This is a genomic window from Halobacteriovorax vibrionivorans, from assembly GCF_003346865.1.
GTDB classification, from domain to species: domain Bacteria; phylum Bdellovibrionota; class Bacteriovoracia; order Bacteriovoracales; family Bacteriovoracaceae; genus Halobacteriovorax_A; species Halobacteriovorax_A vibrionivorans.
Genome location: NZ_QDKL01000001.1, coordinates 722,604 through 744,362 on the forward strand (window position 1 = coordinate 722,604; position 21,759 = coordinate 744,362).

The 21,759-nt window shown below is 37.1% G+C and carries 22 protein-coding genes; 4 read left to right on the forward strand and 18 right to left on the reverse strand.

From position 1 onward, the window contains the following. Positions 1 to 71: 71 nt before the first annotated feature. Both nadB and nadC read right to left on the reverse strand, forming a co-directional pair. A complete protein-coding gene (nadB, locus tag DAY19_RS03480; RefSeq protein ID WP_114705790.1) occupies positions 72 to 1,637 on the reverse strand; it encodes an L-aspartate oxidase in 1,566 nt (521 codons plus the stop codon). 2 nt (positions 1,638 to 1,639) lie between these two features. Then, a complete protein-coding gene (gene nadC / locus DAY19_RS03485; protein WP_158536769.1) occupies positions 1,640 to 2,491 on the reverse strand; it encodes a carboxylating nicotinate-nucleotide diphosphorylase in 852 nt (283 codons plus the stop codon). A gap of 105 nt (positions 2,492 to 2,596) precedes the next feature. Here nadC and DAY19_RS15515 point away from each other — a divergent pair, with 105 nt between their 5' ends. Further along, entirely contained in the window at positions 2,597 to 3,556 is a 960-nt protein-coding gene (locus DAY19_RS15515; protein WP_114705792.1) for a ComEC/Rec2 family competence protein, read from the forward strand. Here DAY19_RS15515 and ung read toward each other — a convergent pair. The 4 genes from ung to DAY19_RS03510 form a co-directional block, all read right to left on the reverse strand. Continuing rightward, on the reverse strand, positions 3,491 to 4,162 hold the full coding sequence (gene ung, locus DAY19_RS03495) for a uracil-DNA glycosylase (protein WP_114705793.1): 672 nt from the start codon (positions 4,160 to 4,162) through the stop codon (positions 3,491 to 3,493). The two genes, DAY19_RS15515 and ung, sit on opposite strands and share 66 nt — an antisense overlap. A gap of 17 nt (positions 4,163 to 4,179) precedes the next feature. Beyond that, on the reverse strand, positions 4,180 to 6,357 hold the full coding sequence (locus tag DAY19_RS03500; RefSeq protein ID WP_114705794.1) for an alpha-ketoacid dehydrogenase subunit alpha/beta: 2,178 nt from the start codon (positions 6,355 to 6,357) through the stop codon (positions 4,180 to 4,182). A 116-nt stretch (positions 6,358 to 6,473) separates the two neighbouring features. Next, positions 6,474 to 7,565, reverse strand: a complete 1,092-nt coding sequence (locus DAY19_RS03505) for a PorV/PorQ family protein (RefSeq protein ID WP_114705795.1) — start codon at positions 7,563 to 7,565, stop codon at positions 6,474 to 6,476. A 251-nt stretch (positions 7,566 to 7,816) separates the two neighbouring features. Beyond that, positions 7,817 to 8,923: a Glu/Leu/Phe/Val dehydrogenase dimerization domain-containing protein gene (locus DAY19_RS03510; protein ID WP_114705796.1), complete on the reverse strand. Its 1,107-nt coding sequence runs from the start codon at positions 8,921 to 8,923 to the stop codon at positions 7,817 to 7,819. A 115-nt stretch (positions 8,924 to 9,038) separates the two neighbouring features. On the opposite strand from DAY19_RS03510, the gene DAY19_RS03515 reads away from it, so the two are divergent. After that, the gene (locus tag DAY19_RS03515) at positions 9,039 to 9,347 is read left to right on the forward strand and encodes a 2Fe-2S iron-sulfur cluster binding domain-containing protein (protein ID WP_114705797.1); all 309 of its coding nucleotides are present in this window, start codon (positions 9,039 to 9,041) and stop codon (positions 9,345 to 9,347) included. Here the strand turns inward: DAY19_RS03515 and DAY19_RS03520 are convergent. The 6 genes from DAY19_RS03520 to DAY19_RS03545 all read right to left on the reverse strand — a co-directional run bounded on the left by DAY19_RS03520 (position 9,325) and on the right by DAY19_RS03545 (position 14,582). Continuing rightward, on the reverse strand, positions 9,325 to 10,023 hold the full coding sequence (locus tag DAY19_RS03520) for a hypothetical protein (protein ID WP_114705798.1): 699 nt from the start codon (positions 10,021 to 10,023) through the stop codon (positions 9,325 to 9,327). The two genes, DAY19_RS03515 and DAY19_RS03520, sit on opposite strands and share 23 nt — an antisense overlap. 239 nt (positions 10,024 to 10,262) lie before the next feature. Then, a complete protein-coding gene (locus tag DAY19_RS03525) occupies positions 10,263 to 11,267 on the reverse strand; it encodes an NAD(P)/FAD-dependent oxidoreductase (protein ID WP_233500233.1) in 1,005 nt (334 codons plus the stop codon). Positions 11,268 to 11,374: 107 nt separating this feature from the next. Further along, a complete protein-coding gene (locus DAY19_RS03530) occupies positions 11,375 to 12,721 on the reverse strand; it encodes a hemolysin family protein (protein WP_114705800.1) in 1,347 nt (448 codons plus the stop codon). Between the two features lie 202 nt (positions 12,722 to 12,923). Next, entirely contained in the window at positions 12,924 to 13,403 is a 480-nt protein-coding gene (locus tag DAY19_RS03535) for a hypothetical protein (RefSeq protein WP_114705801.1), read from the reverse strand. Next, the gene (locus tag DAY19_RS03540; RefSeq protein WP_114705802.1) at positions 13,400 to 14,176 is read right to left on the reverse strand and encodes a hypothetical protein; all 777 of its coding nucleotides are present in this window, start codon (positions 14,174 to 14,176) and stop codon (positions 13,400 to 13,402) included. The genes DAY19_RS03535 and DAY19_RS03540 overlap by 4 nt, the downstream gene beginning before the upstream one ends. Then, complete coding sequence (locus DAY19_RS03545) at positions 14,169 to 14,582, reverse strand: NUDIX domain-containing protein (RefSeq protein ID WP_114705803.1); 414 nt, start codon at positions 14,580 to 14,582, stop codon at positions 14,169 to 14,171. Before DAY19_RS03545 ends, DAY19_RS03540 begins: the two co-directional genes overlap by 8 nt. 112 nt (positions 14,583 to 14,694) lie before the next feature. Here DAY19_RS03545 and DAY19_RS03550 point away from each other — a divergent pair, with 112 nt between their 5' ends. After that, positions 14,695 to 15,666, forward strand: a complete 972-nt coding sequence (locus tag DAY19_RS03550) for a tRNA dihydrouridine synthase (RefSeq protein ID WP_133296877.1) — start codon at positions 14,695 to 14,697, stop codon at positions 15,664 to 15,666. Here DAY19_RS03550 and DAY19_RS03555 read toward each other — a convergent pair. The 5 genes from DAY19_RS03555 to ftsY form a co-directional block, all read right to left on the reverse strand. Beyond that, positions 15,626 to 16,078 (reverse strand): hypothetical protein, encoded by a 453-nt coding sequence (locus tag DAY19_RS03555; RefSeq protein WP_114705805.1) that lies wholly within the window; start codon positions 16,076 to 16,078, stop codon positions 15,626 to 15,628. The two genes, DAY19_RS03550 and DAY19_RS03555, sit on opposite strands and share 41 nt — an antisense overlap. 66 nt (positions 16,079 to 16,144) lie before the next feature. Next, on the reverse strand, positions 16,145 to 17,704 hold the full coding sequence (rny, locus tag DAY19_RS03560) for a ribonuclease Y (RefSeq protein WP_114705806.1): 1,560 nt from the start codon (positions 17,702 to 17,704) through the stop codon (positions 16,145 to 16,147). 16 nt (positions 17,705 to 17,720) lie between these two features. Further along, entirely contained in the window at positions 17,721 to 18,281 is a 561-nt protein-coding gene (locus DAY19_RS03565; protein ID WP_114705807.1) for a 5-formyltetrahydrofolate cyclo-ligase, read from the reverse strand. 2 nt (positions 18,282 to 18,283) lie between these two features. Beyond that, positions 18,284 to 18,589, reverse strand: coding sequence for a cell division protein ZapA (gene zapA / locus DAY19_RS03570; protein ID WP_114705808.1), 306 nt, complete (start codon positions 18,587 to 18,589; stop codon positions 18,284 to 18,286). Between the two features lie 42 nt (positions 18,590 to 18,631). Next, positions 18,632 to 19,852 (reverse strand): signal recognition particle-docking protein FtsY, encoded by a 1,221-nt coding sequence (gene ftsY, locus DAY19_RS03575; RefSeq protein ID WP_158536770.1) that lies wholly within the window; start codon positions 19,850 to 19,852, stop codon positions 18,632 to 18,634. 30 nt (positions 19,853 to 19,882) lie between these two features. Here ftsY and epmA point away from each other — a divergent pair, with 30 nt between their 5' ends. Continuing rightward, positions 19,883 to 20,878, forward strand: coding sequence for an EF-P lysine aminoacylase EpmA (gene epmA / locus DAY19_RS03580; RefSeq protein WP_114705810.1), 996 nt, complete (start codon positions 19,883 to 19,885; stop codon positions 20,876 to 20,878). 1 nt (position 20,879) lies between these two features. On the opposite strand, the gene DAY19_RS03585 is transcribed toward epmA, so the two are convergent. Next, complete coding sequence (locus DAY19_RS03585; RefSeq protein WP_114705811.1) at positions 20,880 to 21,656, reverse strand: hypothetical protein; 777 nt, start codon at positions 21,654 to 21,656, stop codon at positions 20,880 to 20,882. Positions 21,657 to 21,759 lie beyond the last annotated feature (103 nt).

Genomic DNA, 21,759 nt, shown 5'->3' on the forward strand with positions numbered 1-21,759 from the left:
TAGGTAATCTCGCAACTAATAATTGCTCTTCGGCCAACTCTCTCTCATAGGTGTTGGCCTTCTTTTTTTATTTAGAGCTTTCTGTAAAAGCAACCAATTGATTCTTTATTACGCATCGAAGACTTTACGATCATCGTCGATACCTCAATAGCATTTCTTAAACCGATAAGACTATCATCTAATTTACAACTACGATAAAAGCGTGAAACTTCATCGTTAATTTCATTAAACATTGCAACCGCTCTTTTAAGACGATTCGTTGTTCTTGAAAGTCCAACATAATTCCACATGGTAAGCTTCAGAGTCATCCAATCTTGCTGGACAAGGGCCTTATCAATTGAAGCATATTCTTCACGCCAATCTTTTATTTGTAAATGAGAATATAAATCTTCATTTTTAACAGTCTCTTTAATATCCATGGCCGCAAGGTATCCCCATGTTAGGCCTTCTAAAAGAGATGTTGATGCTAGTCGGTTTGCACCATGTAGACCTGAGCAAGAAACTTCTCCAACTGCATATAAGTTTTTAATTGAAGTTTGTCCCTTCATATCGATCTTTACTCCACCACATGTATAGTGAGCGGCAGGAACAACAGGAATTGGCTCATTTGTCATATCAACACCGTGTTCAAGACAGTGCTTATAAATCGTTGGAAAACGCTCTTTAATCCAAGTATCTTCTTTGTGTGAGATATCCAGGTAAACACATTCATGGCGTGTCTCAATTGTCTCTTCCATGATAGAGCGGGCCACAACATCACGTGGTGCTAGCTCCATTTCAGGATGATACTTCCCCATGAATCTTTCGCCATTACAATTAACCAGAATTCCACCTTCCCCTCTTACTGCTTCAGATACTAAGAAACGTCCATGAGAAGAAGAGTCATAAAAAGTTGTGGGATGAAATTGAATAAATTCCATATCAATAATATCGGCTCCAGCTCTCTTTGCCATTGCGATACCATCACCTCGACTAGCTCCAGAGTTAGAGTGATGTAAATATAAAGCCCCAACTCCACCTGTTGCTAATACAGTCTTCTTTGCCATGGCCTTTACTACGTTACCTTTTTCTTGATTTAAAAGGTAAGCACCTAAGATTTTTCTTTCTTCATATCGTTGAGAGATGGTAATTCCATGATGGGATGCTGTAATAAGATCAATTGCAGTATGAGCTTCCAAAAATCTGACCGTTGGATAACGCTCATTATCTTTTAAAAGGTTTAGAAGACTTATTTGAATTTCTTTTCCAGTATAATCTCCACGGTAGAGTATTCTTTCAATAGAATGGGCGGCTTCTTTTGTGTATTTTAGATTATTCTCACAATCTTTTTCAAAGTTAACCTTGGCCATTTCTAATAGCAGCTCATCAATTGCATTCTTTCCATGTTCTTGAAGGGTTGCGATGGCAAGTGGATTTGATGTATTTGAAGAAGCTATTTGAATATCATCAAATAAAGCTTGATCATCACCTTTTGGATAGATTATTCCACCTTGGGCCCAAAATGTATTTGATACCTGTGGGTCTCTGGCACGAGTAACAATACCGACTTTTAAATGCTCTCCTGCAAGCTTTGCAGCTGTTGCAAGGCCAGCAATTCCACAACCTAGAATAAGTACATCAAAATCGTAATTGTCCAAATTTAGCCCCTACTATATTTAAGAGAGAGATCAACTGCAGGAGCATCGTAAGTAAGTGCACCAATGCTTATTGCATCCACTCCTTCAATTAGATAATTTTCAAGAGTATTTAATCTCACTCCACCAGATACTTCAAAAGTAACATCCGAAGGTTTTTCTTTTACTGCCTCTCTAATTTCATCTGGAGAGAAGTTATCAAGCATAATATGTTTTACGCCTTCATTAAGCGCTAACTTAAGTTCAGAAAGATCATGAATCTCAACTTCGATAGGAGTATAGAAAGAATTCTTTGACTTAAAAAAGTCGATGGCCTCTTTTACACCACCAAAGAAAGACTTATGATTATCTTTAACCATCCACATATCACTTTGACCAAATCGATGATTATTACCACCACCAGTTACAACAGCATATTTCTCAAGAGCGCGATAACCTGGAAGAGTTTTTCTTGTATCAAGAATCTTTACGCCACTACCTTTTGCCATGACAGCAAATTTATTCGTATATGTTGCTATTGATGAGGCCCTCTGAATTAAGTTTAAGGCAATCCTCTCCCCTGTTAGAGCGATAGAAAATGGAAGAGTGAAATGAATTTCGGCCATCTCATCTTTTTGATACTGACGTCCTTCATATTTTTTAAAATCTTCATATTTTAAATTAGCTCCAAGATAATTGAATGACTCTACAAAGTAAGGAAGGCCACATAGAATCATGTCATCCTTGATTTTTAAGCGACACTGTACTTCATCACTTGGAAGCGATTGAATATAATTAAGATTACGTGATAAATCATCTTCTTTGAAATAGTCCGCGATAGATTCTTGCAATGCTTTGTTTATAAGTAGATTTGTCATAATTAACTCCGTAGAAATAATTTCTACCATTTTCATTTTAGAAAAAAAACTCTCAAAAGATGAGTTTCAGCTGATATTTAGAGATTTCTTCCATATAAAGCTGCAATGCGTTTCAATATTATCTTTCTAGCTGCATTTCTCTTTATCAATCCACTAACTAATCAATTTAATTACAGAAAATACCGCCCCGCGCCCAAAATTAAGCTTCCAAGCAAAATAAAGAAGTCGTTTAAAGAAAAGAAGAATTTCTACTTCTATCGCTCAGTTATAACTGGTCAGAAATGGGGCCTTGATAAAAAATTAAAAAAGCGACTGTCACATTTGAATCTTATGCACTTGATGACACCATCCGGACTTCATCTCTCTTCTTTATTTCTAATTTTCTTTTTAATCAGAAGGAGGTTTAAGAGACCAACTCAATTCATAGAGCTTGTGATGTGTTTTATCTTTTATTTCTTTCTACCAGGATATTACTCTTTTCGAAGGATTGCCTTATTAAGAAGTTTCTTTATTTTAAATGATATTAGAAAAACAAATTATACGAAAATGCAGATATTCATCTTTTTTCTTATAACGGATTTTCTTTTCGGAACATACCGCTTTGGCCATCTTTCTTTTTACTTAAGTACATTATTTCTAGCATTAATTTTTTCAATTAAAGACTTTCGAGTATATAAGATGTACTTACTCTTTTTTGTTGCTCAACTTTTTATCGCCCATAAGTTCTCGGGTGTTATTTATCCCGCATCAGTAATTCTCTCTCCTCTTTTAACGAGTCTATTCACTTTGGTTTATCCCATTCTATTTTTAAATCTCTTCTTCATTAAAATATGGAATTATTCAGAGGTATTAATAATAATCTATACAAAACTCGTTGAATTCTGTTTTAATATTGCAAATAGTATAGGATTTATCCATGTAAACTTTTTAATCTTAATTGGTATAATAATTTACACAAGAAAATCTAAAAATTATTCATTTGCCTTAATTACGATTGGACTAATTAGTGATTTCCCAAGAGACGGGCTTCAAATCATTCTCAATGAGATAGGCATTGGCCTTTGAAAATGGTTTTGAGCCAAAGAAGCCGCGATAAGAAGAAAGAGGAGATGGGTGAACAGATTTAAGGACTAAGTGCTTAGACTCATCAATATTCTTGCCCTTCTTTTGTGCAGGAGAGCCCCAAAGAATAAAGACTACATTTTCACATTGCTCATTAATCACTTCAATAATTTTGGCAGTAAACTTCTCCCACCCTTTTTTCTGATGAGATCCTGCCTGTGCTTTTCTAACACTTAAACAATTATTAAGTAGCAGAACGCCTTCCTTTGCCCATTCTTCAAGAAATCCATGTTCAGGTACCTCGACTCCTAGATCTTCATTTAATTCTTTGTAGATATTTCTAAGAGAAGGTGGAATTTTCACACCTTTATTTACAGAAAAGCTTAAACCATGGGCCTGCCCTTCACCGTGATATGGATCCTGACCAAGAATAACGACTTTAACTTTTTCTAGAGGAGTTAAATTTAATGCTGAAAAGAACTCTTCTCTTTTAGGAAAGATTTCACCATCTTCTGAATTTAAAAATTCAGAAAGTTCACGCATATAATCTTTTTGGAATTCGTCTTTAAGGTAAGTTAGCCAGCTCTTATCATTTAAGAATTCAATCATAAGAGCTGGCCTTTATTTTAATAACTTAGAAGTTTATTAAGTTGTTCGTATACGTCTGAAACTTGTGGAAGAATATAATCTTCTGAAGTTGGACAATACGCAACGTGAGAGTCTTTTGCAGCAACACGAAGGATTGGAGCATCAAGTGCTTCAAAACATTCTTCGTTAACACATGCAGCGATTTCACCAGCAAAGCCTGAAGTTTTCGTTTCTTCGTGACAAATAAGAAGACGATTAGTTTTTTCAAGTGACTTCTTAATTGAATCCATATCAAATGGAGCAAGTGTTCTAAGGTCAATAACCTCAATCGTCTTACCAGTTTCAGATTCGACTTTCTTAGCGGCATCAATTGATTTTTGAACTAATGCACCCCAAGCAACAACAGTTGCGTCCGCTCCTTCTTTTGCGACACGGGCCTTACCAAATGGAATCATATATTCTTCACCTGGATCAGCAGTACGATTATAACCTTGGTAGTAAAGGTGCTTATGCTCTAGGAACATAACAGGATCATCTGATCTAATAGCAGTTCTTAAAAGACCAGCAGCGTCTGCTGCGTTTGATGGGAACACAACTCTAATACCTGGAACGTGAGTGAATAGAGACTCTCCACATTGTGAGTGATAAATCGATCCACCTCTTAGGTATCCACCGATTGGAACACGCACAACCATTGGACACTTAAAGTCTCCACCTGAACGGTAGCGAGTCGTCGCCATCTCATTCTTAAGTTGCATATAAGCAGTCCAGATATAGTCGAAGAATTGAATTTCAACAACAGGCTTAAGACCTCTCATTGCCATACCAATTGCACGACCGATGATATTTGCTTCTGCTAGTGGTGAGTTAAATACTTGTCCTTCTAAAGATGCTCTTTGAACACCTGAAGATACCTTAAATACACCACCTTTACCTTTTAGTTCTGGATCTTTTAATTTTTCTAGATCAGAGAAATCGGCAACGTCTTCTCCAAACATTCTTAGAAGTGGGTTCTTAGAAAACTCAGAGCGAAGAACAGCATTAATTGCTGATGCCATTGGAATATCTGTTTTTCCTTCAAATGAACCTTCAGTTTCAAAATCCGATGAAGTTGGATCAACATCGTGAGAATATAAGTGATCAAGTGCAGATTCAGGAGCCGGCCATTCAGTATCAACAGCTTCTTTCATTGCACGTCTTACATCAATCGTTACTTCTTCAAGAAGATCGTTAACTTCTTTCTCAGTCATTACACCAAGCTCAATAAGAGTCTTTGGGTAAGAGTTAAATACGTCGATTTGCTTTTCTTCAGCAAGCTCATCTTTTGTACGATACATTGACTGATCATCAGAAAGAGAGTGTGAGTATGGACGAGTTACATGAGAGTGAAGAAGAACTGGCCCCTTTCCTTCTCTAATATGCTTTGCTGCTTTTTCAGCGGCCTTATAAGATTCAATAGGACAATTACCGTCACATTCAATAATCTTTAAACCAGGAAATTCATCTAGAGCTTTAGAGATTGATCCACCTGGAGTTTGCTTAGAAGTAATTGTTGAAATGGCATAACCATTATCTTCAACGTGGAAAAGAACAGGAAGTTTATTAGCACAAGCTGTTGTTAGACCTTCCCAGAACTCACCTTGAGCAATCGTTCCATCACCACATGAAGTATAAACAACTTCAGCATCTTCAACTAAGAATTTTGATGTATCGTAATTATGCTTTTCTTTTAATTCTTTAAGAGCAAGTCCTGCTTCAGCAACACCACATGCCTGTAGAAATTGAGTTCCAGTACATGAAGACTTTTGAACGATATTTAGTTTTACATTCCCCCAGTGAGCTGGCATCTGTCGGCCATGAGTTGCTGTATCTCCGATGTTACCATTTGCTTGGCAAAGCATTTCATATGGAGTTACACCAAGACCTGTACATAGTGCTCTATCTCGGTAGTAAGGAATAAACCAATCGTGAGCTGGCTTTAGAACTTTTGCAAGAGCTGTTAAAACACCTTCGTGTCCCGCTCCAGAGATTTGGAAGAAAGCTGTTGATTGTTTCTTCATTGTGATCTCAGCATCGTCTAGCTTTCTTGAAACGAAAACATTACGAAGCATCCAAGTTAGATCCTCTTTTGAAAGATTGTACTTTTTAATAATCTCTTTTTTCTTATCTAATTTGTTAGATCCCACAGTTGATCCTTTTGCAGTTTTATCAAGCATTTAACGCCCCTTTTTAAGTGGGGCTAGCTTACCAATTTTAGTGCAAAAGGTGCACATGCTGTGCATTAAAATAGAGTATAAGTTTTGACAAATTTCAGGTATTTAGAAGATTAACTTTAAAAACCACTAGAGATTCCTAGCACATATCGGCGATCGACCTGTCCTCTGAAGTCTGAATCTGTTGTATCAACAGCATAAGTTGAGAGATCAAACTCCATTTTTCTCGTTCTAATCCCAATTCCTCCGGAACCAAAACCGTCACCGTAACCTAAACGGAAATAGAAAATACGACGTAAATCAAACTCTAAACCAAGTCCAAGTTTTCTAATAGTGTCGACATTCGAGTGTTCACCTAGCGCATCTTTATAATTTAATTCCATGTGAACACGCATCGTTCTACCTATTTGTGGTGTAAGAGAAAGTCCTAAGTCAAAAGTTTGTTTGATATCAGCTGGTGCTGCTGGACCTCCGGTCTGCTCAAAACTTGTACCACCTGTATTATGTGAAGTGATGGCAAGAGTTGGGAGAAATGTGTATGGAAGAGTTAAGCGAAAACCAGTAGTAAAAAATAACATTTTACCTTGGTTGTAGGCCGTATCTGGTAGATCTAATGCAACCGCTGGATCAGCTGTCCCGATTGCTTCCTTTCTAAATAGATAAGTTGCGGTAGCACCTATTTTTACGATTCCACCAAAGAGTGAAAAGTTAAAAGCTGCGTATGGACCGTGATCAGTTCTTTGTGCATATTCAAATTGGTCACCAGCTTGATCACCAATAAAAGCTCGTTGTTGAACAGCATAGACATATCCCATAGAGAAATAGCGAGTTGAGAAGTTTGGCATCATTTGGAAACGACTATGTGAAACTGTTCCCTTATTTTGATTGAGAAGTTTTCTTGCACCCTCAAGCGATAGTGCATCAAAAATATCACCGGCGTTACCAGTTACATCTCCACCAAAGAGAGTCTCCATCCATCCCTTATTGGTTTCAAATTGAAAGTTTGAAAGGTGAAAGTGTTTTCCACGATAAGTTCCAAGGCCTGCTGGGTTATAGAAAGCAGCGGATGCATCATCTACTTTTGCAATAAATGCATTTCCCATGGCAAGGGCACGAGATGAAGTAACAATCTCTGGAAAGACAGCATCCTCAAATTGTATTGCATAAATACTTGAGTGAATTAATAGGAGTAATAAAATCAACTTCTTCACGGAGTTAATTTTACCTTAAGAAGACCTTAATATTAACTCGTGGCACAAGATGCCGACATAAACAAAAAAGGCCCGTAAAAACGGGCCCTTATATCGAAATATGTCTATCGACTCTTTATTTCGATAGCTTTCCCATTGCTCCAGAGGCAACAAAGCCGGGCTTGAACCCGGCTTGTTGAATATATTTTTCATTTCATTGCAATGGGAGCTAGCGTAGCATCCAATGGACTGGCCTTAGCCAGTCAATGACGCTAGCGCTTCTTCCTACCTGGAAAACGGTGTCCTACGTGACCTAGGAACTTCCCTTGGATATTCTTAATTGATTCAATTCTTGATTCTGCAAGGATATCAGTTGCTTGATAAACTGGAATATCTTGTTCTTCAGAAATTTCGAAAATCTTCATTGTTGTATCATAGATTGTATCAACCATTCTGATTGCCTTATCTTCTGACCAACCTTCAAATTCAATTGAAACGTTCATTAGACCACCAGCATTGATTAGGTAATCTGGAGCGTATAGGATTCCTTTTTCTTTAAGGATTTTTCCGTGACGATTTTCTGCAAGTTGGTTATTTGCAGCACCTGCAACGATCTTACAATTTAGACGCTCAATCGTTTCATCATTGATAGTTGCACCAAGTGCACATGGAGCATAGATATCCATCTTCACATCATAGATTTCATCAATTCCTACAACCTTTGCATTTGGAACTTTTTCTTTGAAAAGTTCAAGGTTCTTTTCATTGATATCACATACGTAAACTTCTGCACCTTCATTGTATAAGTACTCACCTAGGTAGCGACCAACTGATCCAGCACCTTGAAGCGCAACAACTTTACCTTTTGGTGAACGGTCTCCGTAAACTTTCATACAAGCTGCTTCGATACCTCTGAAAACACCGCGAGCTGTCCATGGAGAAGGGTTACCTGAACCACCATGGATTTCAGCAACACCTGCTACATTATTTGTTTCAGTAAATACGTGCTCAATATCATCAACACCAATATTTACATCTTCTGCTGTGATATAACGTCCATTTAAAGACTCTAGGAAACGTCCGTATGAACGGAAAAGAGCTTCTGACTTATCCTTTTCTGGATCACCAATAATTACGGCCTTTCCACCACCAAGGTTTAGACCAGAAACAGCTGCTTTATAAGTCATCCCTTTTGAAAGTCTTAATACATCATTGATTGCTTCTTCTTCTGAATTATATGGCCACATTCTAGTTCCACCAAGAGCTGGTCCTAAAACTGTGTTATGAATCGCAACGATTGCCTTTAGGTTACAACTTGGGTCACTGAAAAAGATAACTTCTTCGTGTCCATCTTTGTATAGTCTCTCAAAACTAGGCATGCTTAATCTCCTTAATTGATTGCAATAATTACCCGAAATTTCATGGCAATTTAAATTGCTTAAAATAGTGCTACAATAGTGAAAAGAACAATAAACTTTCAAGGATAAAAACTGTATGCACAAAGCGTCACTAATCGATGAGAATGGGCAAAGTACTGAATTTACGATCGATGAAAATCAAAGTATCTTTGACGCACTTCAGGATCAAGGCAAGACTCTACCTCATGGATGCTTGAGTGGCTCTTGTGGCTCATGTCGTATACAGATCATTGAGGGAAAAGAAAACATGAAAAAACCAGGTATCATTGAGCAAAACACAATTGATGCAATAGCTGGTGAGCATCCAGAAGTTGAAGAAGGTAAAATTAGAATGGCCTGTCGAGCTAAGGTTCTAGGTGATATTAAATTTTCTTCTCTAAAATAAGTTGAATTAAAGCACGAAAGTGCTTAATGCGATCAAAGTCCCAAGACTTATTTCCATCTTTATAAAAATCTAATCGTTCTTGATCTAAGACAGTAATCAGATGATCAACATCATTAACGATAATATATTGTTCATCCTTAAAAAGAGCAGATTGAATATCCACCATTCCATCATTTCGACCGACACGATTATAAATATAATTACGGCTTGATTCTAATAGAGACTCTCGTCCATCTTGAGCATCAATAAAGGTAATGAATTGTAAAAAGTTAACATCGCCTAGAACCTTCATGACTTCTTCTCGATGCTCACTCATATACTTTTTTCTTTCGGCCGTACCTACAGACTGCATTCCACTAATGTCACCACCAAGAAGGTAGAAGGCCCAGCCAATTAGCGTTTTCGTCACTGTTCCATCAATAAAGTAATCTGCAAGAACTGATCCACGAAACGGAGATTGCATTGTCACCCAACCCACTACGCGATCTTTCACTTCTGGATGGTTTATTAAAACTTCTAGAAATTCAAGACCACCTTTAGAGTGACTTATAATAAGTAGTGGCCCTTTAATCTTATCTAACTTTGATTTAATGAAGCGTGCATTCTCTTTAACCGGTGCCTCTGATTCCACAATAATTCTTTTAAAAGGAATCTTGTGCTCTTCTAATAACTCCATATAATCACTAAAGTAATCACCTACAAAATAGGATAGGTTTAAAATTTGACCTGATTTCTTTATTGCTGATTGAGATAGAATTCCTGGTAAGAAAACGACTGTAAGCTCTCTTAGCTTTGCTATTTCTTTTTTAGATAATTTTGGTTTTGATTGATAGAGACTCTTATAATGAGTTGTTTTATTTAAGGCCCAGACAACTTCTGTCCTAAAGACAGAAGTTATCAGAGTAAATATAAGAACTAAGCTAAACCTTTTGATGTTAATAATGCTGCCCTCTTCTTGCGGCGAATTTTGGCGTTAATATCATCTAGAGAATCAACGGCCATATCCCATGCTGTATAAATTTGTTTCTTCTTATTGGCCCTCAGGTCACCGGCAACATAGAAATTTTCAATATTCGTTTCACCTTTTTCATTGCCTAGAACGTAGCCACGTTCATCAACTTCTGCGCCAATGGCCTTTGCTAATTCATTATAAACGATAGTCCCGAGGGAAACAAAAGAAAACGCTGATTCTAAAGTTCGCCCACTTGCAAATTTATAACCTTGAACCTGTCCTTCTTTACGATCTCCAAGTACATCCACAATTTTTTCCGTGAAAACTTCAATATTATAAGCTTTGATTAGAGTTTTAACTTCATCGCTAAAGTCAGGAGTCTCTCCATTTGTAAGGATCGACATCGAAGGAGTGTTGTACCTCTCCTTGAGCATCACAGCAACCCACACGGCCCCTGAAGTGTGCCCTATAATCGATGTGTGCTTATCATAGACATGGTGTCCATCACATCTTAAGCAGTAGTCTACTGTTTGTGCATTAGCAAAAGGAAGTATTGGTTTAATGCTGTCGTTAAAATGAGGCTGAACATCCATGATTCCAGTACAAAGGACCACATAGCTTGCTTCATACTCGCTTCCATCACTATCAATGAGCTTAAAAGAGCCATCATCATTTTTTGTGACCTCTGTGACACCTTTTCCTTTTACGAAAGTGAGATTATCTTTAAATTCAGACTCTTGAATCCACTCAAGAGTTTCCTTATTAGGTTCTTCGATCCCTTTTTTATACTTATGTGTACCAGGCATATTCTCAACCTTATAGACCCACTTCTCACGTGAACGCTTCTTATCGCGAGGAGAACCTGGAAACATCACAACTTTATCGTTATTTAATACACCTCTTAGTGTGGCCATCATTCCTGCGGCCCCGCCACCAATTACTGCAATATCAAATTTTTCGCTAGACATAATTTTCTCCATCTATGTTTCTCAATAAGTATAGACTAACAAAAAGAGGGAATCTAATAGATTCCCTCTATATAAAGATATATTAACTATATGATGAAATTAGATAGTTACTTTACTGGAATATCGACAAGATCCTCACCTGAGTCGACTGCTTCTTTGGCCTCTTTCTTAGAGAAGAAATGCTTTTCACCATCGACATCTTTGATTTTGACCTGTTTGATCTCATAATCAAAAACTTCAATTAGTTCAAAACTATAACCTTCCCAAATAATAATCTGACCAGATTCAGGGAAGTTATTACCAAGCATATCAAGTAGAAAACCTGCTAGGGTTGAATAATTATCATTAAGTGGAATCTTAATATCATAGTCATGATCAAGATCTCTTAAGTTAGTGGCCCCATCAATATCCACACCGTCGATAAGATCATTTTGTTCGTATTCTTTTGTAATCTGATCGATATCATCATCGTGCTCATCTTGGATTTCTCCAAGTATCTCTTCAATGATATCTTCAAGAGTAATAATACCAACGATTAAACCGTTCTCATCTTTAACAAGTGCCATGTGAACTTTCTTGCGATTCATATGATCAAATACGGCCTGTATCTTCATATGCTCGTAGACAAAGAATGGCTCTCTTAAGTGTTCAGATAATGTGAAATTATCGCGCTGGTCCTTCTTGATGAATGCAAGTTCCTTAACGTGAAGGAAGCCTTCAATATTATCAACTTCACCATCACATACTGGATAACGAGAGTGAATCGATTCCTCAATTTCACTAATAACTTCTTTGTAAGAGCTACTAACTTGAATTGTTTTGATTTCCCTACGAGGAATCATAATATCCTTAACCTTAATCTTAGGAAACTCTAAGATCGAGTTAAAAAGATCAATTTGCTTGTGATCAATCGTATTTTCTTTTTCTGCTTTTTGAATCATAAACTCAAGATCATCTTTTGTTACAATACGACCTGTAAGTTGAGCATTTTCACCAAGAACAGTATGGATTAACCACACCATAATCTTAATTACAGGATAAAGAAGATAGTAGAAAATTTGAAGAACTCGAATTACGAAAAAAGACATACTTTCAGCGTGTGTACGAGCAAAAGTTTTTGGAATAATTTCACCAAAGATTAAAATGATAAAAGTCGTGGCACCAACAGCAATTCCTATGGCATCATCGGCAAAGAGACGAGTTGCTAGAACTGTTGTAAGAGATGAAGCAAAAATATTAACGACGTTATTCCCTACGAGAATCGTTGTAAGAATCTCACTTGGACGATCAATCATAAATGCAATGGCACGTCCCTTTGCTCCACCTTCTTGAATAAGCTGGCTTGCTCGGTCATGAGGAATTGATAGCAACACGGCTTCAGAGCCAGAGAAAAAACCTGAGCCAATAAAGCAAACGATTAGTGAGACAATTTCAAGGCTACTAACATCAGTCATTGCCTTGTCCTAGTTTAAACGAAATGGAGTTGGAGTTTTTTAAGAAACAACAATAAAGCGGAGGTTCTATAAAATGTATCCTTGTTACGGGCATAGAGAGATTATCTCACCCTGTTCAATAGTTAATATTTTATCAGTATTCCTGATGTGATTCAATACATCATAACTCTATAAATTTCAAGGATATAGGTTTATTTCTTCACTAGTGATGATCTAGCTGCTCACCCTTGAAGTCGTGATCCGAGTACACAATTCGGTCATTCATCTCGTGATTAAAGTCATATATCTCACTGATATTACAGACTTTTCTAAAGATCGTCTGGCACTTATAGCAGATAACCACAGGCGGAAGACGCTTAAAAAGAGCGAAGTCAAAAATATATAAAATAATAAAAGGGGCCACTGAATATGGAGCATATTGAGTTGTGGCCATATAAAGTGTTAAGAGAGCGGCAATTACAAATAGGGTTACACCCACTTTTCGATTAAAGTCTTTTTGCTTATAAAAGTCTTTACGCTTGCAACAAGGACAGTCTTTTAAGATGCCTTTTTCGTGATCTTCGTTCATATGAACTTCAGTTTTTGTATGACAGATCTGACATTCAACTTCACTTACATCCTTATTTGGATGAAATGAAACCCCTGAGCCACATTCTTTACAAGTTAAAGTAATTTCCATCATAGTAGTAATCCATATGTATAAAATAAATAAATCGCAATAATTTCACCAATGAAGATAAAAATCGTCATGGCATAGAAAACACCTGTAGCACTTTGTGTACTTCTCATGCAAACAAGTTTCCAACCAAATATACTCATTGCAAAGATAACTAGGTATCCCCAGATATCACGCATAATAACCATTAACCAATTAAAGGCATAACCGCCGCCAAGTTGTGTCCCTTCTGTTAAATATGGCCCAAGCTTTGTGTGTTCAACGGCCGTCCAAATAAGCTTAATCCCAATGAGTGCCCACATCGCCAGAGTGGCCCTTTTAAGAGGAAGCTCTGAAAGCTTTGGCGTTACAAGATACCAGTGACCTAAAATCATAGCATATGTAATTGCACCTAAGTAATAGACTGACGAAGCGACATATAAGTAATTTAATAAATTCTTTTCTTGAAATAAATAAAGAACAATAAAGCCTAAAAGAGTTGGGATAGCATAAAGAATCCATAGTGCCGTATTCTTCTCATCATAGTGATTGTGTAATTGATGATGAAAGAGGATTGAAATCGTACTTATATAAATAAGAATTGCTTCAAGATCAGTTGCACTGTGACCCGTTATTATATGAGTGATAGCTGCAAAGAATAAACTAACTAAACATGTTGTCGAAAGAAGCTTTTGAAAACCTCCACCAGTCATCTTTGAGTTCGCAACAGGTGCAAAAGCAAATACTCCAAAGCCTGCGGCCAAGAAAAAGTACTTTGCGATTTCAAATGTATTACTCATTATATTTACTCTCTCGTAAGAAATGTTCTACTAAGCGCATAATTATTGTTTTATTTGCATCTGGAATATTAAGCTCTTCTACCTCATTTTGAGCGTTTTCAAAAGATATCTTTTGCGCAATAAGGTTCATACTTTCAATATAATCAGTAACATAGACATAGAGAAAGACACTTCGATCGGGGTACTTGAAGCTTAGATGGGTAAAAAGGGAAATTTTATTTAATTCACAGCCTACCTCTTCTAAAAATTCTCGACGAGCAGCCTCCTCACATGACTCACCATCTTCAATCTTGCCTCCAGGAAATTCAAACTTTCCATCCAGTGGGCCATCTTCTTGGCGTTTTTGTCCGAAGAGAACAATTCCATCTTCTTCTATGCGATAAGGTATAACTATTGATATTTCCATAAGATTATATCTACCCTAAAAATATTGAAATGTTAAAGAGCTGTGCTAGCTTTTTATAAGCGGATTGTTTATAAGAAGCTCAGTGAGAAAACTACCTTTTGATAAACATTCTATGATCTTTGCGCCGATGGAAGGTGTAACAGATGGCCCTTATCGCGAGGCCATTCAAAGGGCATTTGGTGACTGGGATTATTATTCAACAGATTTTTATCGAATTCCATCGGTGGGTAATGTTCATACAAAGACACTAGTAAAACACTACGGTGAAGAATATTTAAAAAAGAAGTCTCATAGCATTAAGACGGCCTATCAATTTCTAACCTCAGAAATTGCACAAACGAAGCAGGCCATTAATTTAATTAGTGAACTCAATTATCACCATATCGACTTAAATCTTGGATGCCCTTCAAAGAAAGTCAACTCCAATAAAGGGGGAGCCTATCTTCTATCTGACCTTAAGGCCCTTGAAAAAATCATAAGAGATATTCGTGAATCATTTCAAAATGTCTTCACGGTTAAGATTCGAATTGGCTATCGCGATGACTCGCTCTTCTTTGACCTCTTAAACCTTTTTGAAGATTGTGGTGTTGATGGAATTACAATTCATGCGAGAACCCGCGATCAGCTTTATAAAGGTGTTGCCGATTGGAGCTATATTGAAAAAGCTGTTAAGCACTCATCTCTTCCAATCATTGCAAATGGTGATATCTGGACAATTGAAGATATTGATCGCATTTATGACCAATGTGACCCTTATGCGATTATGTGTGGTCGAAGTGCCTTAAAGACGCCATGGCTTGCTTCAATTTATAAAGAATATCAGGGGCGTGCAGACTTTATCAGTGAAGAATTTCTCTTAAAGTTAAGAGCTCAAAACCTTGATCTCTACTTCTATGAATTAGAAAAAGAATACCGAAAGTTTGGCTATCCAGAATCGACAATACTTAAGAGATTCAAAGCATTTTGTCGCTATCTCTTTGATGATTATGAGAACTTTGAATTAATTAGAGGTAAGTTTTTGAGATCACAAGAACTTCGTGAATTTAAAGATCATCTTGATCAATTCGTTCATCGCTATTCTTAGCAACATAATTTAAAACACTTTTAGAATAGAAAAAGAAAGTTATCTCAAATAGAATGACTCCGCCAAAATAAACTAGCCAACCTTGAATTGACACTCCTGTTAAAGATACAAGTAGAAAGAAAAGAAAGCCTGGTATTTGTCTTACAAAGAAGTTTCCCCACGTATTATCTGGAAACCGTTTTTCTAAATTTAAAAAGAAGCTCATAACAGCATTGGCAAAGTTAAAACGATTTGTTCGCCCCTCAAAATATGAGACTCGATCTGGATGACAATAAAGTCCTGCAAAGGCTATTGCTGTAAAGAAACAAATATACTCTTCTGTTGAAAAATTAAGGACGGCCGAAGCAATAAAGAAAATAACAAAAGTGGGAATAAAAAAAATGTAGTAGCGAATGCCTAATTTCATCTTCATTACTTTTCTCCAAAATAAAAAGGCACCCTATTGGGTGCCCTCTTACTATTATAAATGTAATTAGTTTTACTTCGCAACTCCAACGGCCTTAGTCTCACGAACAACTGTAATTTTAATCGTTCCAGGATAAGACATTTGCTCTTCAATTTGCTTAGCAATATTTCGAGATAATAATACCGTCTCTTCATCGTTGATTTTTTCATTCTCAACAAAAACTCGTACTTCACGTCCACCAGAGATAGCGTAAGACTTGCTAACACCTTCAAATGAATTAACAATTTCTTCGATATCTGTAAGACGAGAAACATAAGACTCAGTAAGTGCTTTACGAGCTCCTGGTCTTGCACCAGAAATCGCATCAGCAGCTGCAACGATATGAGCAAGAATTGATTCCGGCTTCTCATCATCGTGGTGAGCTCTAATTGCATGAACAACGTCCGCAGACTCTCCATACTTTCTTGCAAAGTCAGCACCGATAACAGCGTGTGATCCCTCGGCCGCAGCATCAAGAACTTTACCAATATCATGTAGAAGACCCGCACGACGAGCTTGCTTAATATTTAGACCCATCTCAGCTGCCATTGAACCACAAATAAATGCTGCTTCAATTGCATGCTGGTATTGGTTTTGAGTATATGAAGTTCTAAAATTTAATGCACCAACAAGCTTAAGGATCTCAGGGTGAATACCGTGAACACCAATCTCCATTTGTGCCTTCTCACCTAGTGTAAGAAGCTTCTTCTCAAATTCAGCTTTTGACTTATCATGAAATTCTTCAATTTTTGCTGGGTGAATACGACCGTCAGCAATTAGCTTCTCAATTGTATCCTTAGCGATCTCACGTCTTACAACGTTAAATGAAGAAATAACAACGATCTCTGGAGTATCATCGATAATTAAATCAACACCACAGATTTGCTCAAATGCTCTAATATTACGACCTTCACGACCAATTAGACGACCTTTCACATCATCAGATGGAAGATCAACAGTTGAGATTGTCTTTTCACCAACATGTTCACCAGCATATCTTTGAATTGCAATACCAACGATTCTCTTAGCACGGCTTTCAGCTTCTTCTTTTGCCTCTTCTTCCATGCGTTTAATCATTTTAGTGAAATCAACTTGAGCGTCTTCTTTCATTGTCTCTAGAAGTTCTTCTTTGGCCTGCTCTTTTGTCATGGCCGCAACTTCTGAAAGCTTTCCAGCATATTCTTCTTGGCGAACGACATACTTTTCTTTCTCTTTAAGAGCGTCGAGTTCTTTTTCTTTAACTTCGTCTTCTCTCTTATCAAGCTTCTTCATTTTCTCATCAAGCTCATCCATTTTAGACTCAAGCTTGGCCTGTCTTTTATTCAGGTCTTTTTCTTGATCATTAAGCTCGCGCTTAACTTTTTGGACATACTTATCAGCGTCCTTCTTTTCTTCTTGGGCCGCTTCTTTTGCCTCTTTTCTCGCTTTATAGCTAATCTCTTTTGCTTGCTCTTTAGCCTTGTTGATGATTTCATCACCCTTTGCCTCACGCTCGGCCAATTCTTTTTTGGCCTGAAGGTTACGGATAACAAAACCAACTGCTAGTCCAAGAACAAGAAAAAGAAGTGATGCTAAGATTAAATCTGTACTCATTACTCTCTCCCTATATTCACACTTTAATCACTTTCTTTGCTGTTACAACAAAGTCCATTACTTGGTCATGTTGCTCGCAAGGAATGCTTTCTTGTAACTGCTGATTAAAGCAAACGCCTATTTTTAATGGTTCTTTCTTCTTTCTATTTGTGAGGTATCGATCATAATAACCCTTACCTCTTCCTAAGCGATGCCCTGACTCATCAAAAGCAACACCTGGGATTAATATAATATCTGGTTCAACAATTTGAGATGACTCACAAGGCACCTTAAATTCTTTACCAAAAGCATTAATAGTCTTTAACTCACTTAATGATGAAGACTTAAATTCCATATCATTTGAGTCTTCATCAAATACGGGAAATGCTAAGCTCCCCAGTACCTTTAAGTTAAGACAATTAACTTCTCCTGGAATCGGATAAAAGATCCCAAGAGTCTGCGGATAAAAGTTTTCGGATTTAAAAAGAGTAACGAGGTTTGAAACAACTTTTGCACTTTGAATCTCAAATTCCTGAGGATCCATCTGCGCTATGATATTTAAAACTTCTTTACGAAGGTTTTTCTTTTCCGAACTCATGATTAGTGAGTCTTTGGAAGTGATTCCTCTATCAATCTCAGGGCATTATCAGAAAGAGACATCACATCTGTGATCTCTTGTTTATACTCTTTCTCTAAAGATAACTTTTCCTTCGCTAACTCTAGTGCCACAAGTGCAGCCAATTGTGAGTTAGAAATTGAAGGGGCCTTTTGGCGAATATTACTTGCGATCGTATCAACATACTCAACAATTTCTGTCGCAGAAACAATCTCATCTTCTCCAGACTCTTGGAGTCTGAAATTATGACCTAAAACTTGATATTCTTTTACTTCCGTACTTATATCCATAGTAATTCAATTGTAGTCCTACAAAGGATTCCAGTCAATCAATCAATTACCTACCAGTGCGTCAAGATACTCATCTAAATTGAACACACTCAGGTCTTCGACATTTTCACCGACACCAATATAAGTAATTGGTATTTGAAGTGCGTCAACAATTGAAATTGCACTTCCGGCCTTCGAAGATCCATCACACTTTGTAAATACTAGACCTGTTAGATCCAATGCCTTATTAAACTCTTCCGCTTGGCGAATTGCATTCTGTCCAGTAATGGCATCAATAACTAAAAGTGTATGATGAGGTGCATCCTCCATCAGCTTCTTAAGAACATTCTTACTCTTAGTCAGCTCATCCATTAAATTTCCCGCTGTATGAAGACGCCCCGCCGTATCAAGGATACAATAGTCAGCTTCCTCATTCATTGCAGCCTGAAGCGCGTCATAACCAACACCACTTGGGTTGGCCCCTTCCTTTGCGCGAATCATTGTTGCACCTGCGCGATCGCACCACACCTGGAGCTGATCAACTGCCGCAGCACGGAATGTATCACACGCACCAACAACAACCTTTGCTCCTTGATTAGTAAGCTTTGTCGCAAGCTTTCCAATAGTTGTCGTCTTTCCTGCTCCATTAACACCAACAATCATTATGACCTTAGGTAATTTTGAATCACTCTTTTCGAATTGAAACAGATCACCAGGACTATTGGCCTGTACACTTGCCATTTTATTTTTCAAAAAGTCTTTAATATATGACTTAAATTTTGCTTCATCAAAATCCCCAGACTTTGCCTTTTCTTCAAGATCTTCAATGAGTTCACTTGTTGCCTTTGGCCCAAGATCTGCTCCATAGAGAAGCTCTTCGACTTCTTCAAGTGCATCCTCATCAAGACCTCCGCGGCCAAAGATACTTCCGATCTTTCCCCAAACTCCCTCACGAGAGCGTGAAAGACCCTTTGTAAGTCGATCTTTCCATGACTTCTCTGGCTTAGTCGGCTCAAGGACTTCTTCCTCTTCCTCTTTTTTTACTTCTTCAACAACTTCTAATACTTCAGCTTGTGACTGAGGCTCATCTTTTTCTTCTGTCTCTATTTTAGTTGGTGGAGGCAGCTTTGCCTTTGGTTTCACAAGATAGAAAAGCCCAGTGAAACCACTCACACCTATTACCGAACAAAGAGCAATAAAGGCATAAGCATATTCGATTGTGATTATGATATTCATTCCAGCTTGGTCTGCCCAAGACTGTAGAAAAGCAACGAGTTGCAACATATAATTCTCCATTTTGTGTGCTTTAGAGATATGATAAGTAAGTATAAAAATCAATATTTTAAGTCAAAAAACGGCATTAATATGGCAAATAAATTAGCTCTTTTTCAATTACAGCAAACGATTCGAAACTTTTTCAACAAAGAAGGTTTTATTGATGTGCTAACACCACCAATTGTGGAGAATCCGGGAATGGAAACTCACATTCATCCCTTTGCAATTCACTCGGTGCATCAAGAAAAAACTCATAATCTCTACCTTCACACTTCACCAGAATTTCATATGAAGGAACTATTGAGCGAAGGAATGAATAAGATCTTCACTATGAGCTACTGTTTTCGTGATGAGCCAAATAGTGAAACACACCGCAAGCAATTCATAATGCTTGAATGGTATCGAGCTAATGAAAATTATGAGAAGATCATGGAAGATACTATCCAGCTTTTTAAATACTGTTATGAGCAAGTTCGCAATAAGACAGAAGTTGATATAAAAAAACTTACTGTTCAAGAGATTTTTCAGACCGTGCTTAAATTCGATATTCTCAACTATCTTGAAAGAGATAAATTATTCAATAAGATAAAAAGTAACTTCAGTGAACGAATAAGTCTTTCTGATAATAAAGATGATTATGCGTGGGACGACCTCTTCTTCTTACTTATGTATAATTATATTGAACCAGAAATGAAAAAAGATCCTTTCGTTCTTCTTTATGAATTCCCAGAGCCGCTACGTGCACTTTCAACTATAAAAGAAGACGATCCTCGAGTGTGTGAAAGATTCGAAGTTTATTGTCATGGTATTGAAATTTGTAATTGCTTTAATGAACTGACAGATCCGATTGAGCAGATAAAAAGGTTTGAAAAAGATAGCAAATTAAAAGAAGAGATTTATCACTACAAACTACCGTGGCCAAAAAGATTTATTTCAACCCTTGAAAAGGGCCTTCCCAAGAGTGCAGGAATTGCACTTGGAGTAGAACGCCTTCTTATGGCCATTACAGCTGAAGAAGACGTATTCTTTGATTAGTTTATTGTTGTTTTTGAAGATGATTAAAAAGCAAGTGTAGCTTCAAGATAAGCTCCGACTTAACAATATCAGGTGTCATCTTCATGGCCCAGCGAAAGTGAACTCCACTTTCTTTTGTACTTCTTAGTTTACTACTCCATATTGGATAATTCTTGGCCAAGTCAGCAGATAAAACGGCGTACCAACGACTGAAATTTTCCTGACTTTGACCGAGGAGGGCCTCCATTACTTCAAGAGATTTTTCTGTCGTGATTCTTTTTATGGAATAAATATTTAAAGAACTAAGTTTAGCTTTTTCTAAATCATTATTTAAATATGTACCAAAGAAAGAAACAGTAAAGTCTTTGGCAACCTCTGAAGTTTGTTCTTTATAATTTTCAAGCCTCTGGTAATAAGGAGAGAGAACAAGAGAACGATATACACCTTCACGTGTTCCCCCTTGTTCTAGAGTACTATACCACTTTGATAACTCATTTCGATTTGCTTCTAAACCTCTTGTCGCTTTAATTAGCTCATTTATATAAGAGAGATTATATTGAGACATTTTTTCTTTTGAAAAAGGTGAATTATATTTTTTCTTGTTATAAACACTTAAGTCTTTTGCATCTTTTTTAATTGTTGGTATCTCAGGTAAAGTAACTTCGTCCTTTGCTCCCCAAATTTTATCCGCAAGTTCTGATGAAATATTTTTTTCAACAAATGGCCTTAAGTTTTGCAGAAAATTAACCTGTGCAAAGGTCGTACTCGCAACTAAACAAACAATAATGAGTTTCTTCAAAATGGTCCCCCAAAAAAAACAATAAGTTATCAATATTTCCTCATTATAAATGCCCTTCGTATTTTTAGGAAGTTAGCAAAAATTAGCCACATATTTTTGTCAA

Coding starts and splice junctions, on each gene's coding strand:
- nadC (WP_158536769.1), bottom strand. CDS start 2,491: ATGACAAATCTACTTATAAACAAAGCATTGCAAGAATCTATCGCGGAC.
- DAY19_RS15515 (WP_114705792.1), top strand. CDS start 2,597: ATGCGTTTCAATATTATCTTTCTAGCTGCATTTCTCTTTATCAATCCA.
- ung (WP_114705793.1), bottom strand. CDS start 4,162: ATGATTGAATTCTTAAATGATAAGAGCTGGCTAACTTACCTTAAAGAC.
- DAY19_RS03500 (WP_114705794.1), bottom strand. CDS start 6,357: ATGCTTGATAAAACTGCAAAAGGATCAACTGTGGGATCTAACAAATTA.
- DAY19_RS03510 (WP_114705796.1), bottom strand. CDS start 8,923: ATGCCTAGTTTTGAGAGACTATACAAAGATGGACACGAAGAAGTTATC.
- DAY19_RS03515 (WP_114705797.1), top strand. CDS start 9,039: ATGCACAAAGCGTCACTAATCGATGAGAATGGGCAAAGTACTGAATTT.
- DAY19_RS03520 (WP_114705798.1), bottom strand. CDS start 10,023: ATGGAGTTATTAGAAGAGCACAAGATTCCTTTTAAAAGAATTATTGTG.
- DAY19_RS03525 (WP_233500233.1), bottom strand. CDS start 11,267: ATGTCTAGCGAAAAATTTGATATTGCAGTAATTGGTGGCGGGGCCGCA.
- DAY19_RS03530 (WP_114705800.1), bottom strand. CDS start 12,721: ATGACTGATGTTAGTAGCCTTGAAATTGTCTCACTAATCGTTTGCTTT.
- DAY19_RS03535 (WP_114705801.1), bottom strand. CDS start 13,403: ATGATGGAAATTACTTTAACTTGTAAAGAATGTGGCTCAGGGGTTTCA.
- DAY19_RS03540 (WP_114705802.1), bottom strand. CDS start 14,176: ATGAGTAATACATTTGAAATCGCAAAGTACTTTTTCTTGGCCGCAGGC.
- DAY19_RS03545 (WP_114705803.1), bottom strand. CDS start 14,582: ATGGAAATATCAATAGTTATACCTTATCGCATAGAAGAAGATGGAATT.
- DAY19_RS03550 (WP_133296877.1), top strand. CDS start 14,695: ATGATCTTTGCGCCGATGGAAGGTGTAACAGATGGCCCTTATCGCGAG.
- DAY19_RS03555 (WP_114705805.1), bottom strand. CDS start 16,078: ATGAAGATGAAATTAGGCATTCGCTACTACATTTTTTTTATTCCCACT.
- rny (WP_114705806.1), bottom strand. CDS start 17,704: ATGAGTACAGATTTAATCTTAGCATCACTTCTTTTTCTTGTTCTTGGA.
- DAY19_RS03565 (WP_114705807.1), bottom strand. CDS start 18,281: ATGAGTTCGGAAAAGAAAAACCTTCGTAAAGAAGTTTTAAATATCATA.
- zapA (WP_114705808.1), bottom strand. CDS start 18,589: ATGGATATAAGTACGGAAGTAAAAGAATATCAAGTTTTAGGTCATAAT.
- ftsY (WP_158536770.1), bottom strand. CDS start 19,852: ATGTTGCAACTCGTTGCTTTTCTACAGTCTTGGGCAGACCAAGCTGGA.
- epmA (WP_114705810.1), top strand. CDS start 19,883: ATGATAAGTAAGTATAAAAATCAATATTTTAAGTCAAAAAACGGCATT.